The organism is Thalassospira lucentensis (assembly GCF_001613805.1).
Lineage (GTDB): Bacteria > Pseudomonadota > Alphaproteobacteria > Rhodospirillales > Thalassospiraceae > Thalassospira > Thalassospira lucentensis_A.
This window is the reverse complement of the sequence record NZ_LPVY01000013.1, coordinates 138,147-152,087: the sequence shown is the minus strand read 5'-3', so window position 1 is coordinate 152,087 and position 13,941 is coordinate 138,147. Positions and strand designations below refer to the sequence as shown.

At 56.9% G+C, this 13,941-nt stretch carries 16 protein-coding genes and 1 tRNA gene; 12 read left to right on the top strand and 5 right to left on the bottom strand.

Annotation, left to right across the window (positions count from 1 at the left end):
• Positions 1-15: 15 nt before the first annotated feature.
• From AUP42_RS12900 to AUP42_RS12885, 4 genes are read right to left on the bottom strand one after another with little or no spacing between them, the layout of a single operon-like run.
• A complete protein-coding gene (locus AUP42_RS12900) occupies positions 16-1,104 on the bottom strand; it encodes an MBL fold metallo-hydrolase (RefSeq protein WP_062952021.1) in 1,089 nt (362 codons plus the stop codon).
• Positions 1,104-2,186, bottom strand: a complete 1,083-nt coding sequence (locus tag AUP42_RS12895; RefSeq protein ID WP_062952020.1) for an ABC transporter ATP-binding protein — start codon at positions 2,184-2,186, stop codon at positions 1,104-1,106. The genes AUP42_RS12900 and AUP42_RS12895 overlap by 1 nt, the downstream gene beginning before the upstream one ends.
• Entirely contained in the window at positions 2,174-3,910 is a 1,737-nt protein-coding gene (locus tag AUP42_RS12890; RefSeq protein ID WP_062952019.1) for an ABC transporter permease, read from the bottom strand. Before AUP42_RS12890 ends, AUP42_RS12895 begins: the two co-directional genes overlap by 13 nt.
• Positions 3,910-4,893, bottom strand: a complete 984-nt coding sequence (locus AUP42_RS12885) for an ABC transporter substrate-binding protein (protein ID WP_231858274.1) — start codon at positions 4,891-4,893, stop codon at positions 3,910-3,912. Before AUP42_RS12885 ends, AUP42_RS12890 begins: the two co-directional genes overlap by 1 nt.
• A 229-nt stretch (positions 4,894-5,122) precedes the next feature.
• On the opposite strand from AUP42_RS12885, the gene AUP42_RS12880 reads away from it, so the two are divergent.
• Positions 5,123-5,896, top strand: coding sequence for a DeoR/GlpR family DNA-binding transcription regulator (locus tag AUP42_RS12880; protein WP_062952018.1), 774 nt, complete (start codon positions 5,123-5,125; stop codon positions 5,894-5,896).
• 2 nt (positions 5,897-5,898) lie between these two features.
• Here AUP42_RS12880 and AUP42_RS12875 read toward each other — a convergent pair whose 3' ends face one another.
• Positions 5,899-6,693 (bottom strand): class II glutamine amidotransferase, encoded by a 795-nt coding sequence (locus tag AUP42_RS12875; protein ID WP_062952017.1) that lies wholly within the window; start codon positions 6,691-6,693, stop codon positions 5,899-5,901.
• 220 nt (positions 6,694-6,913) lie between these two features.
• Here AUP42_RS12875 and AUP42_RS12870 point away from each other — a divergent pair.
• From AUP42_RS12870 to AUP42_RS12815, 11 genes are all read left to right on the top strand, one after another.
• Positions 6,914-6,989 (top strand) — tRNA-Thr (locus AUP42_RS12870).
• Positions 6,990-7,186: 197 nt separating this feature from the next.
• Entirely contained in the window at positions 7,187-8,983 is a 1,797-nt protein-coding gene (locus AUP42_RS12865; protein WP_062952016.1) for a hypothetical protein, read from the top strand.
• Positions 8,983-9,549: a hypothetical protein gene (locus AUP42_RS12860; protein ID WP_062952015.1), complete on the top strand. Its 567-nt coding sequence runs from the start codon at positions 8,983-8,985 to the stop codon at positions 9,547-9,549. Before AUP42_RS12865 ends, AUP42_RS12860 begins: the two co-directional genes overlap by 1 nt.
• A 260-nt stretch (positions 9,550-9,809) precedes the next feature.
• Positions 9,810-10,958 carry an RNA polymerase sigma factor gene (locus tag AUP42_RS12855; RefSeq protein WP_062952014.1) on the top strand — a complete coding sequence of 383 codons (1,149 nt, stop codon included), beginning with the start codon at positions 9,810-9,812 and terminating at the stop codon, positions 10,956-10,958.
• Positions 10,959-11,184: 226 nt separating this feature from the next.
• The gene (locus AUP42_RS12850; RefSeq protein ID WP_062952013.1) at positions 11,185-11,508 is read left to right on the top strand and encodes a RebB family R body protein; all 324 of its coding nucleotides are present in this window, start codon (positions 11,185-11,187) and stop codon (positions 11,506-11,508) included.
• A gap of 202 nt (positions 11,509-11,710) precedes the next feature.
• Positions 11,711-12,046, top strand: coding sequence for a RebB family R body protein (locus tag AUP42_RS12845; RefSeq protein ID WP_062952012.1), 336 nt, complete (start codon positions 11,711-11,713; stop codon positions 12,044-12,046).
• 126 nt (positions 12,047-12,172) lie between these two features.
• A complete protein-coding gene (locus AUP42_RS12840; protein ID WP_062952011.1) occupies positions 12,173-12,472 on the top strand; it encodes a RebB family R body protein in 300 nt (99 codons plus the stop codon).
• Between the two features lie 11 nt (positions 12,473-12,483).
• On the top strand, positions 12,484-12,729 hold the full coding sequence (locus tag AUP42_RS12835; protein ID WP_062952010.1) for a RebB family R body protein: 246 nt from the start codon (positions 12,484-12,486) through the stop codon (positions 12,727-12,729).
• Between the two features lie 237 nt (positions 12,730-12,966).
• Complete coding sequence (locus tag AUP42_RS12825; protein WP_062952008.1) at positions 12,967-13,194, top strand: RebB family R body protein; 228 nt, start codon at positions 12,967-12,969, stop codon at positions 13,192-13,194.
• A 90-nt stretch (positions 13,195-13,284) separates the two neighbouring features.
• On the top strand, positions 13,285-13,608 hold the full coding sequence (locus AUP42_RS12820; protein WP_062952177.1) for a RebB family R body protein: 324 nt from the start codon (positions 13,285-13,287) through the stop codon (positions 13,606-13,608).
• A gap of 59 nt (positions 13,609-13,667) precedes the next feature.
• Positions 13,668-13,925, top strand: coding sequence for a RebB family R body protein (locus AUP42_RS12815; RefSeq protein WP_062952007.1), 258 nt, complete (start codon positions 13,668-13,670; stop codon positions 13,923-13,925).
• Positions 13,926-13,941 lie beyond the last annotated feature (16 nt).

Genomic DNA, 13,941 nt, shown 5'->3' with positions numbered 1-13,941 from the left:
CTGGTTTTCGCCCATTTACAGATAAAACCGATCCGAAAGCTGTAACCGCCCGTCAAAGCCATCGACAAGGGCAAAGTCCTCGGGACGGCCATTAAACAGCGGCACGATCTGCATTGCGTGGCAGTCATTGGCCATCGCAACCACATCGTCAAATAGCGGATGCACGTTCCAGCGCCGGAAATGCGCATGGCCCTTTTCAACCATCCGGCGCGCCTCGACCGGCATGAAGCCGGTAAAGATCACATGCGCATCACGGCCAAGCCGACCTTCCTGTCCCCATTTTTCAATCAGTTCGCCCGCCGTGCCATATGTCCCGCATGGGGCGTGACACAAAAGCAATCTGGCATCCGGGTTAAAATCGCGCGCCTTATCCTTAAGACCGCGCAATTTACGGATCGCATCAAACGACACATAGTCCGATCCCCCGTCGCCCAGAACCTGTTTAACGCGCCCATAGCACCGAGCATCCATCGACCAGTTGGCCATGCCGTGTTTTTCAAACAGCAACGCCATTTCAGCCGCCCGCCCGCTCGGCGGTACAGGAAACAGGATCTGGCCATCAAGTTTGGACATCTTGGTCAAAAGCCCGTCGATCCGCACCTGCTGTGTCAGGCGCTCCATACCATAGGACGCGTCCATCAAAACCGTCGCCGCGTCGGGCGGCGTGTCATACAGGAAGTAATCAGACTCCTTGCAGAAATCGCCGGTGTAAAGAACCCCACCACCCAGTTCAAAATGCAGCCATACTCCGCCAAAGGCATGCCCGGTCCTCCCGGTCGTAACCGTCACACCGTCAACCTGGATTTCCCCATAAGGTGGCAGGATGATCACATTCGCACCGGCGGGTAATGACCGTGCCGTGACTTCGGTACAATAAATCGGCAGGCCTGCCGCAATAACTTCGGCCGCGGCCCCGATATGATCGACATGATCATGGGTAATGAAAACAGCGTTAACTTTATTGAGCCATGCCGGGTCAAAACCGCTGTCATTTTCCGGACCGACCCCGCAATCAAGCAGCCAGCGTCGGTTGAAAAACTCCAGCCGCAGACAGGCCGGGCCCTTTTCACCAAGTCCCGATAAAACACGCATCCGGGCAGACATCAGGCGGCCTCACCTTCTGAACGGTCAAAGACCCAGCCGTCGGAAATCACAAGCCCGACCGTCTCACCAATCCGTGCCCGTCTGGTTGCGTAAACCGGCAGGATCTGATTGGCACCGACCCTCACCTGAAGCCGGAACCGACCGCCCAGATAAACGCAATCCTCGACCGAACCGCGCAATGTCCCGGCTTCATCGACCCAGACATCTTCGGGCCGCAGGCAAAGACCAAGGTCCTGCCCGTCGCTGTTATTTGCCGCCTTCTGGCAAATCCGCGCATGGATCGCTGCCTCGCCCAACCGAACAGAACACCGCCCGGTTCCCCGCATGGAAACATCGCCAATCGGCAACACTGCCCCGGCCCCGACAAAGCCTGCGACCATATGATCGGCCGGTTCCCGGTAAAGGGTTTCCGGGGCCGCCATCTGACGAATACGGCCCTTGTCCATCACGGCAATTCTGTCGGCCATTGCCATGGCTTCGGCCTGATCGTGGGTGACGTAAATCATCGTCGCCCCGGTCCGGCGATGAAAATCCAGAAACGCCTGCTGCATGGTTTCGCGCAAGTGAACGTCAAGGTTCGCAAGCGGCTCATCAAGCAACACCGCACGCGGCTCCATCACCAGACAGCGCGCCAGTGCCACCCGCTGTCGCTGCCCACCCGAAAGTTCCGTCGGGCTGCGATCGGCATAGGGGTCAAGAGCGACAATCGACAATGCCTCGGCAATTTTCGCATCGCGTTCCGCCCGACCAAGCCCGCGGACCTCCAGCGGGTAACCAACATTTCGCGCGACCGACATATGCGGCCAAAGCGCATAGGACTGAAACACGATGCCAAGGTTGCGTGCTTCGGGATTGACCATCACCCCGTTGGCCGGATCGGCAACCGCCTGCCCGCCCAACGATATGGCGCCGTCATCGGGCTCCTCGAACCCGGCCAGAAGACGCAGCAATGTCGTCTTGCCACACCCTGATGGTCCCAAAAGGGCAACAAATTCGCCATCCTTGATATCAAGCGACACCTGATTGACCGCACGGTAATCGCCAAACGATTTGGTAATCCGCGAAAGATTTATGTCTGCCATGGCACAACTCCCTTGGGCAAACGGCGTGATGCCAGTTGAAAACAGGACATCAACGCAATAACGACCAGCACAACCAAAACCGCCACGGCCGAGGCCAGAACGGTGTCTCCACTGTCATCGAGATTGAAGATCAAAACCCCCAGCGTCTCGTTCCCGGCCGACCACAAAAGGGCAGAAACCGTCAATTCGTTAAACGCTGTCAAAAACACAAGTAACGCGCCGGCTGCCGCCGACGGCGCCGCCAATGGCAGCAGGATATCGCGCAACCGGCGACCAAGCCCGGCACCACATGCCTGTGCGGCTTCTTCCAATGCCGGGTCAAGCTGGGAAAAACTGTTCATCACCGGGCGCAGTGCAATCACCAGAAACCGCGCCAGATAGGCGACAAAAATGATCGCAAGCGTGCCATAGAGACTGACATCAATCACCGGAATGCGGATGAACAGAAGAATGCAGGCAATCGCCAAAACCACACCGGGCAAGGCATAGGGCACCTCGACCAGAAGATTGACCATATGGGTCAACCGGGTTGGTCGCCGGACAATCACATAAGCCAACGGCAAACAGATCGCAACCAGCGTCACCGCCGCCCCAACCGACAACATGAAACTGTTATGGAACGCGCGGATGGTCGATGGTTGAACAAACAGCACTTCGTAAAACGCATCGAAACTGTAATTGGCAAGGCTCAGCTTCACCCCGAATGCCGGAACCAATGCGGTCGCAATAAGTGCCATCAACGGGATCACCAGAATGGCCATCAAAACCGCCCAAAGCACCGCTTCAACCAATGTCCGCCGTTGGCCCAACCGGATGTCAAGCGGTCGACCAACCATCCCCATCAGACGATAATCGCGCTTGCCCAGTAACCGGTGATGCAACGCCACACCGCAAATCGCAATCGCCCCGATCAGCATCGCCAAGACCGATACCTCGCCCAGAACCGACGGGCCAAACCCGGCCAGTTTCTGATAAATCAGGGTCGGCAATGTCGAATAATTGGCCGGTATCCCCAGCATTGCCGGAATACCGAAATTGCCAAGGGCTGTGACAAATGCCATCGCCGTTCCGGCAATCAGGCCGGGGCTGGTCAGCGGCAGGATGATCTGCCACCACAACCGACCGCCACGCGCCCCCGCCAGACGGGCGGCTTCGATCTGTTCGCGCGGCAGCAGGCGCAAATTGGCCCGAAGGGTCAGAAACACGATCGATGCATGCTGAATACCCAGCAACAGCGCAATCCCCTCTGCCGAATAGAACGGCTGGGGCGATCCCATCGTCGGCGCCATGCCCAGCGCATTCAAAAGAGCACTGCTCGGCCCGGTCAATTGCACCCATGCCAATGCCGTAATCTGCGGCGGAATCATCATCGGGATCATGAAACAGAAAACCAGAACCGCCTTGGCGCGGATATCTGTCAATGCGACCAGAAAGGCAAACGCCCCCCCGATCAAAAGCGAGATAATCGTGCCAAGCCCTGCGGTATAAAGACTGTTGGCGGTCGCCCGCCAGGTCGTCGAACTGCCCAGAACATCGCGGATATAATCCGCACTTGGTACACCACCGATAAACACACCCTCAATCGCAAGGCGCACAATCGGTAAAATCGAAATCACGAACACCGGCAATAAAAGCCATGGCAGCAACCGGTCCGAAGACCGGTTGCCAACCGTCGGGCTTGCAAAGCCGGGCATGAAGCCGCGAAGGCGACTTGCAGCCTGCATTATTCAGCCCCGAAAATGTCCGCGAACTTTTTCTTGTTCGCTTCTGCCTGTTCGAGTGCCACTGCCGGATTGAAATCCATCAGCTTGATGTCACTGCGTGCCGGGAAACCTTCCGGAAGCGCCATATCGCCGCGTGCCGGGACATAACCCATATCCAGAACCAGTTCCTGCCCCTTGCTCGACAGAACAAAATCAACAAACTTGTGCGCCGCATCGACGTTCTTGGCGTCTTTCATGATCGCAACCGGCTCGGTCACATAGGTAACACCCTCGGTCGGGAAGACGAAATCAACCGGCGAACCTTCAGCCTTGCCACGGATCGCAAGGAAGTCGACAACCACGCCATACGGCTTTTCGCCAGACGCCACAGCCTTGAACACGCCGCCATTACCGCCCTGTGCGCGTGCTTCGTTGGCGGCCAGTGCCTGGTAATAATCCCAACCCAGCTCCTTGTTTTCCGTCAGGGTCGACAGGTGAATAAGCGCTGCACCGGAATAAAGCGGGCTTGGCATCACGACCTGATTTTTCATCGCCGGATCGGAAAGGTCCTTCCAGCTTTTCGGGGCTTTTTCAACACCGGTATTATAAACGATACCGGTCGTGATCAGCTTGGTGGAATAGTAATAGCCATCCGCATCATAAAGGGCGGCTTCATAAGCCGAGGCTTCGGGCGATTTATACGCCTGCAGAAGACCTTCGCCTTTCATGCCTTCCAGTGTCACGGTATCGGCAATCAGCAAAACATCCGGGCGCGGATCGCCAGCGGCGATCTCGGCGCGCAGTTTTGCCATCAGCTTGGTGGTGCCGTCACGCACCCATTCGACTTCAACATCCGGATAGGCGGCCTTGAAGGCATCGACGGTGGTCTGGGCATCCTGATTTGGCTGGCTGGTATAAAGAACCAGTTTCTCGGCAGACTGACCAACAACCGGCAGCATCATCGCAGCAGTTGCCACGGCAGCAAGAAGAACGTTACGCATCATCCACATCCCTTGATTGCGTGGGGCGTACCGTTTGCGGCCACCCCGAAGGTTTCGTTCGAAAACAATCCGACGGGGACGCTATATGGATTTCGATTTCAGTTGTGTGACAAAGCAAAGAATTAAATGTTTCAACAAGTCTGCCGGGCTTTTCAGGCATAGATAACCCTGTTTATACTTCCTGATATTGCGAAACACATACTTTCGAACGAAAGAATATCAAAGGAAACCAATGTCTGATCCAGTGCCTCTTGACCGCCGTCGCGACCGGATTGTCGCCCTTGTCAAATCCTGCGGCTTCATGGCGGTCGAGGAACTGGCACGCCGCTTTAACGTCTCGGTTCAGACAATCCGGACCGATCTGCGCGACTTGCAGGAACAGGGCCGGATTTTCCGCCGTCACGGGCTTGCTGGGCCCGCCCCCGATCCGGATAACTCGGCCTATGAAAAGCGTGAAGTCTGGAACCGTAGCGGCAAACGCGCCCTTGCCACAAAAATCGCCGACATCATCCCCGAAGGATGCACAATCGCCATTGGCACCGGCACCACCGCCGAACTGGCCGCCCAAAGCTTGTCTTCACACCGCAATCTTACGGTACTGACCAATAATATCCATGTCGTGCTGACATTGCAGAACGCACCCAACGTCACGCTGCGCCTGGCAGGCGGGACCATTCGCACCCGCGATCTTGATATTATCGGGGCCGACAGCGCGGAATTCTTTGGCTCCTACCGCGCAGATTTCGGGATTGTCAGTGTCGGGGGGATGTCGGAAACCGGCGACCTTATGGACTTCAACATGGACGAAGTCCGTGCGCGGCGTGCCCTTGTCGCCTGCTGCGATCACCCGATCCTTCTGGTCGATGAAAAAAAAGTCGGGCGCAAGGCCCTTTGCCGGGATGGCCATGCATCAGATTTCAAAACCGTGCTGCTCAACACCGCCCCGGGCGATATCCTGCAGCAGCAACTGGTTCGAGGTCGATCACAGGTGATCGTCGCGAACTAGGGTTACGCAGCGCCCAAACACCCCGTCGCCGACAATGTCGGCTCTTCGCAGACATTCAGATCGCGGCAAACATGCAGGGTATGGTTCGGTGCCACCGCGATCCAGCTATCACTTTCGGTATCAAGCGGCTCGGACACGACAATCACATGATCCCCGCGCTTGCGCCAGTAAAGCGATGGCGGCTTGTCATCGCTGGCATGACGGATGGCACAAACGCTTTCACCATTTGACAGGCAGGCGGTAAAGCGGAAGGGGGCGGTTGCCCCGCGGTCTTTCATTTCACGTTCGACAACCTCAATGGTTTTCCGGATCGCGCGATGCGGATCAGTGCGCAAACCGAATGTCAGCATCAGACAGAAAATAAGCTCGCTATCGGTCGTGCCATGGCGGGTTGCGTAAAATTCGTCATCAATCATCGCTTCGAGCACACGCCGCACCATCGGATAATCGCCGATCTGACCGTTATGCATGAAAAGGTAATTTTCATGCGCAAACGGGTGGCAGTTCGTGCGGCTGGTTTCAGTTCCCGTCGATGCCCGGACATGGGCGAAAAACATGCCCGATCGGATATGATGCGCAAGCGACCGAAGGTTCGGATCGTTCCAGGCTGGCAGGATTTCACGATAAAGGCCGGGTGTTTTGCGTTCGTCATACCAGCCGATGCCAAACCCATCGCCATTAGTCGGCGTCTTGGCCTGTTCGGCATGCAGGCTTTGCTCAACAAGGGAATGGCGTGGCTCGAACACCAGTTTTTCAAGATAAACCGGATCTCCGATATAGCTTAGCCAGCGGCACATATGACTTCCCTTGATTGACGTTACGGCATGAAGCAGCGCGACGCGTTATCTATGCCGGGGAACTACATTACGGTCAATGTGATATTTACGGTTTTGGTCGATCTTCCTGACACCCTGCACAATCTTCCGGATACAGTTGGGGATGGATGATAAAAAGAACAATAAAGCACTTGCCAACCGGGGGGATTATCCGTATTTTCCGCGCCACAAAATGAATCGTGCTGATGTAGCTCAGCTGGTAGAGCGGCGCATTCGTAATGCGTAGGTCGTAGGTTCAAATCCTATCATCAGCACCACTATAACCCCGTCGGGCGAACAGCCCTGCGGGGTTTTTTGTTGTCTTTCCCTGCACGCGATTTGATGTTTTTTGTCACAACCTCCGGTGCTCCCCGTCCTTCTGGCATGTGAACCGTCGCAATCCTTGTGAAATCCGGTTCGGCGCAGGCATGCACCTTCCGCAGCGTTTCGCAAGTGCAACCAGGGGATTGTCAGCATGACCGACAAAGACCAACAGCCCAACAGCACTGCAAATGGCACCGCCAGCACCGATACCGGCAATAGTAATCCCCCCAAAAGCCCCGCCGTCGATAACTGGCCATGGGCGCATGTGCTGGGTTTCGACACGGCAAAGGAATGGGGGCTTGATGCCGTTATTCCCCGCCCGTCTCCGGCATCCCCAACCCCTGATCCATCCAACATTGCGGCTGGCAGCGACAATCTCGGTCCGCTCGACGGGCTGTCAGGCCATACGCCATTGGCGGGGCAAAACCTGATTGAGTACGCCATGCAGAAAATTGAACAGGCCTTGGGGCAGCCGATGCAGGCAGTCCCGCCTCTCTCATCCTATGGCTATGACGAATATGGCAACCTGACCACGACTGCGGGGTCGGCTTTACCGGCATCTGCACCTACGACGCCCCCCGCGACAGAAAATGCGGCACCGAACACACCAACTGCCACACCAACGGACGAAGCTCCAACGGACACAGATGGCAGCATCAATGATCTGGCGAATGAAGAATTACCACATGGTTTTGTGGCCCCCGAAGATACGACCGTCACACCTGCCTCCTCGACCCGCGGGATGTCCAGCACCTCCGGCCCGCAATCCTATCGCGTCGATCTGATCCGCGAAGACGGTCGCACAACGCGGCTTGAAGGCATTGTAACTTATGGGGATCTGTATCGTCCGCTTTTGCCCGAACTTTCCGGTAATGCGCAGAATGCCGACATATCCGACTGGTCGATCACGCTTGATCAATTACCCAATCCCGGCCCCAGCGGCAGCGACACGGATGCCATCGTCACAGCCCGGCTTGATGCCGCCGAAATTCCGGCCGACATCCGGCAATGGTCTTTGTCCGTCGGGCCACAAAATATCAATACCGCGCGGCTGGCACTCGATATCCCCGCCACCCTGCCGTCACTGACGCGTGCCAGCATCATTGGCGGATTACCGTCCAGCGAATGGCACATGGTCGCTGCAACACTTGCCGCGGGCGCTGCAAGTACGGACACCAGCACCCCGATCCGGGAAAGTACCGAACCCGTCGCCCCGGCAAGCCTTGGCATGGATCAGCAGCTTGGCAGCCCTGACAGCACGCAGGAACCCTACATCGCCACCCTGCGCATCACATCAGCGATCACCAGCACCCCGGCGTCGATCCCGGTCCAACTGCAATATACCGGCACCCTGCCAAGCCCGATCCTGCAGGGCGATGTGCCCCTCACGACGGAAACCAGCCTGTCGCTTCGTATGCAGGTCATCGCACCGACCGATGGCAAATCGGGTGCAACCCTTGTTGCACTGATCCTGCGCGGGGCTGCGTCGGGCTTTTCAGTCACGGCACAATTGCGCGGTGATCAGAAAATCTCAACCCCGACCGCGATGCTCGGTTGTATTGATCCGGGGCAGGATACCGAATGCCGTGCCGAAAGCATGATCGCCAATGCGACCTCCAGCCTGCAAACCAGCCTGATCAGCATCACCGATGCCCCCGATGATGACGGGCTCGCCGCTTATGGCTTCGTCCTGCCCGCCCCGTCAGGCGACGACGACACCGACAACACAGTCCAAGCAGCTAAAGTCGCCAAAGCGGATGATCCGGCGCCGACACCCCCGGCCAAAACGCCCCCGGCAAAAGGCAAGAGCAAGGCCGCGTCCCCAGACACCACCAACGCCACAGACGACACAGACGGTGCCAAGAATGCTGACGATGCTGCAGGTTCCAGTGACACCAGCGGCACCACCGACAACAACACTGGAAAACCGGATAAGGGAGCCTCCTGATGACAAGCGGCCCGAACTTTCCCGGCGTCGAAACGGCAAGCAGCAAAAAGGATGCGGTGAAAAAGGCCTTCAATCAGGAATATCAGGCTACCATGAAGGCAATGGCAAATGCCGCTGATCGCGCCCGCACCCAAATTCTTGATCAGAAGCTTGCCGCGGCCAGCCATTCCAGGTCAACACAGGATGCCAAGGCTGCAGTCGCGCAATCACCATCATCCGGTCAAAGCCCCGCCCAATCAGGCGGCGCAACAGGCAGCATGCCCCCGTCCGATCCCGGCGCGATGGTTATGATCGAAATCGCCAATGAACTGCGTCGAATCATCGTCGCGGAAATCGACATGCGCATGAACCATCTCGCCAAACAGGTCGAAGAGGCAATTGCAAGCTCGCTTTCCGCCGCGCCAGAGGATGCGACATCGTCGCCGATCAAAACCGATGATCAGGCCCCGACCGGCACCGCCGCAGACACCTCGGCGAAGCCTGATACCTCAGCCACACCCCCGGCTCAAACGGAACCAGCATTGCCCGAAAGCTCCCCGGATCCCCAACCACCGGAAAAGGAATGATTCGACATTTTGCCAGAAGTTGCAAAACACCTCTCCGACACGCCATCAGAAGAAGGGGCACACTACTCCAACGGGAATGCAGATAAAACGAATAAAAAACAATAACTTGAAAGAAAAATAATGCGGTTTTCCGCCTCGAGAATATGACAACTTTAAATTGCATTTTTCTTTTTATTCACAATTCAAACTGCACACCGTCATAATAGTCGCGAGAGACCTAAACAGCCTTTGGTTGTAATCTTTCTGAGGAGGGGTCCGAAGTGCAGTACGAAAAAAATAGCGAACCGGGACGATCGGAATTATCGGAGAACGAAATCACGTTCGCCAAATCACTAGACGATGCCTTGGAAAGGGCATTAGGGACAGGAGACAATGTAACATCCATCTGGTCGCATCTCAAAGACGAGCAACGCGCCAGACTGGCTGCGGACTACCTGGCCGCCCTTGACAATAACTCACGTAAAAGTTGCAATTTCGAGAATACGACCCAACCAGATCCTACCCCGCAGGAACCGCAGGCCGCCACAGAGCTCCCCGCCATTCCCCGCGGATATCCGGCAAATTTCAATCCTTTGGCCGGATTACCAGGGCTGGAGCCATCATCCAACGGACCGAGCCCGACCGATATCATTGCAGGCAGTCTCGGCAACTTTGGCGGCATGCCCGGCATGAATGGATTTGCCGGATTAAACGGTCTGGCTGCCCCCGGAAACCCGATGAACCAGATGCAGCGATCCTTGCAGGATGCAATGTCGCTGCTGGGCGATCTCGGTTTCGAACAACCCGCCCCCTGCCAACCACTTGGCACACCGCAATCTTCCCCCGCCCATGCAAGATCATGGCAATCCGATCCATTCGAAAACGCAGACGCCTCCGGCATAGAACCGGCTGCCCCGAATTTCTGGCCGCTCTGGATGGATCAGCAGGACAGCCTTCTGAAACAATGTCTGAAACTGATGTCGGGCAATATGGACGACGCGCAGGATGCGTTGTCTGAAGCCATGCTCAAGGCATCGGTCAAGTTCGAAGATTCCATGGACGAAATCCGCAATCACCGCGCCTGGCTTTCCCGGATCGTACATAATGCCTGCATCGATCTGCACCGCCAGAACCGACGCAAGGCGGAATACAAGGAAGAAAACCACGGCACCGCGGATGCCGCCCTCCCGCCGATTTCCGGTCGCAACGAACCCAGCCCCGAGGAATCCTTCCTCGCGACCGAAATGTTCGACCACCTTGAACGCGCCTTGCGCGCCCTTCCCGAAAAATTGCGCAAGCCACTTCTGATGCGATGTGTCGAAGACCGCAGCTATGACGATATCGCAGACAATCTCGGACTAAGCAACTGCGCCGTTCGTAAACGCGTCCAGCTTGCCCGCGATCATCTGCGCGGTGCCGGTATTCAGTAACCGCGCCCTGATCCGCAACCCGGGCAGAAGGGCAAATGCCGTTCTGCCCGTTTTAAGACCGGCCTGAAAATGTCAGGCCTCCAAAAAACTTATCAAAGCCTTTTGCTGGCAAAAAAATTCATCCGTCCCGTCACAAGCCCGAATTGCCAGCGTCGATAGGATGAATTCGGGACGGAGAAACCCCGTCAGGATTTCCACCGCAAGCAGCATACGAAGGAGTTTTGAAATGGCGATTCCGACCCCGGTAAACGGTCAAATCACCGATGCCGTCACCCAGGCAAACGTCAAGGTGCTCGGTGATGCCCCTGCTATGGCCATGGGCTCTATCTTCCAGTCTCTGGCACATTCCACGGGCATTCTCTATGAAAATGCCGTCAGCGCCCAGCAGCAGCTTGGTATTGCATCCCAGGCCGCCACCAACCAGGGCGTCATCCAGATCTATTCGGTCGACACCATGGCCGATGCCGTCGCGACCTCGAAAATCGCGCAAAGCGATGTCCCCGACAACATGCTTTCGCTTCTGACCACCCTTCAGGCCGTCAAAAGCTAAGCCGCTTCCTCGAAGACCTCCCCGATTGGGCGGCCCGTTTTCCGACCGGCCGCCCAATATCGTTTCCCGGTAATTTTGCCCGCAGTTTTTGGCGGTTTGGCGTCACAAAGGCCCATCGTCCCCGTCAAATGACTGATCGCCGCGCACCACGCGGAACGGGCCGGTTTCCGGCATATTTTTCCAGGCAACCAGGAGACAGATTATGGCTGATAATACCCCGGTCAATGGCATGATTACCGATGCAGTGACCCAGGCCAATGTCAAAGTACTGGGCGATGCACCGGCCATGGCCATGGGCTCGCTGTTTCAGTCGCTGGCACATTCCCACGGCATTCTCTATGAAAATGCCGTCAGCACCCAGCAGCAGGTCGGCATCTCGTCGCAGGCTGCAACCAACCAGGGCGTCATTCAGGTCTATTCCGTCGACACCATGGCTGGTGCCGTCGCAACGCAGAAAATCGCCACCAGCGATGTTCCGGACAACATGCTTGCATTGCTGTCCGCCCTGAAGGCAACCACCGGCACCGCAGTGTCGTAATCCTTCATTGGTTTCGCCGCCCGAACCGGCCCGGCATGCAAAAGCTTGCCGGGCTTTTTTTGCGTCACAAATTTCGTCCTTCACCGTCATTGCGGTGTAATCCACGCGCCAGCCAAGGAGACCGTGATGGCACCGGCAAAAACCGACCCGTCCGACACCAATCCCGACGCAACCAAAATCGCCGACGCGATGATCAACCTGCAGGATGAGGTATCCCACCAGATCAGTGATGCTGTCAGTCTGGTCAACGTTGGCACCATCGGCATCGGCCCGGCTTACGCCACCCTGCAGGCCATGCTGGCCCAGTCACAGGCGCAGGGTGTTCTGATGGCCAATATGGTTTCCGGTCAACGGCAGCTCTCGATGACTGGCATGGCGACCCTGACCAAAAGCATCGAACAGATGATGTCGCGTCCTAACCGATAAGGATCAAAACGATGAGCTCTCCGCGCGAAGTCGACGAACAGATCACCGATGGCGTGACCCAGACCAACACTACCGTCATTGGCACCGCGCCGGCCATGGGAACCATGCAGACCTACCTGTCGCAGGCACAGGCACAGGGCGTACTGTTTGCCAACATGGTCAACGAACAGCAACAGCTTGCGGTGGCCAGCCTGGCAACCACCATGGAATGCGCCCGCAATACGCTGGCCATCGGAGACAAGGGCCCAAAGTCCTAAGGGGGGATCACAGCGGGACAGCAAAGCGCCCCCCCACCCTCAAGAGCGCACCGCCCCCCGCCCCCGTACCACCACCGGAAGATCCCGACAAACATGTCGAGCTGACCGACGAGGAACTCAAACGTCAGCAGGAAGAATACGAAAAACAGAGACAGGCCCAGCAATAGGAACATTTTAACCGGCGCGCCGGTTCTGATCGTGCCTGCGGGCACCCATCCAAGGCAAAGGCATGATGTCATGAGCGATATCGTCAATCCGCAAATCACCGATGCCGTGACACAGACCAACGTCAAGGTGCTGGGCGAAAGTCCTGCACAGGCGGTATCGATCGCCCTGCAATCGCATTCCCATGCAACGGGTCTGGCCATGGAAAACGCCACCCTGACACAGGGAAACATGCAACAGGTCGCCAATACCGCAACTTCGAAGCTGGTGGCAATGATCACCGCCCAGGCCGGTGGCTAAGGAACGCCCCGTTCGGGAATTTTGTCACAAAGATCAATCATCTGCGTCAAAACGGGTACGGTCATCGTGACCGCCAAATCGGAGGAAGAAATGGCTATTCCAACCCCAGTGAACGGTCAGATCACAGATGCGGTGACCCAGACATCGGTCAGCGTTCTCGGCTCGGCCCCGGCGAACGCCATGGGCATGATCTATCAAAGTGCCGCCCACTCGACATCGATCCTGTTCCAGAATGCCATTCAGGCCCAGCAACAGGCTTCCATGTGCTCGCAGGCTGCCACCAATATGGGTGTCATGCAGCTTTATTCGGTCAATACCATGGCCGGGGCACAGGCAACCGCCAAGATGTCGCGATCGGACAACAGCAATACACTTCTGACCCTTTTGGTCATTTTGGCAGCAACTCGCCGTTAGGCAGAATTCGGATGTCACGCGCCGTGCGTGTTATCCGAACATTTCAGTGAGGGCGTGACATGGCAGACAACACCCCGGTTAATTCCCAGATTACGGACGCGGTCACACAGACCAACGTCAAGGTTCTGGGCGAAGCTCCGGCACAGGCAATGGGGCTCGTGTATCAGACGATGGCACATTCCATCAGTCTTTCGATGCAGAACGCCATGCAAACCCAGGGCGGCCTGCAACAGATTGGCAACGCCGTAACTTCCAGCGCGTGTCGCATGATCCTCGACAGCACCGGTGGCGGCATGGGTGGTGGCGGCAAAACCTGACGCTGCCAACATACGC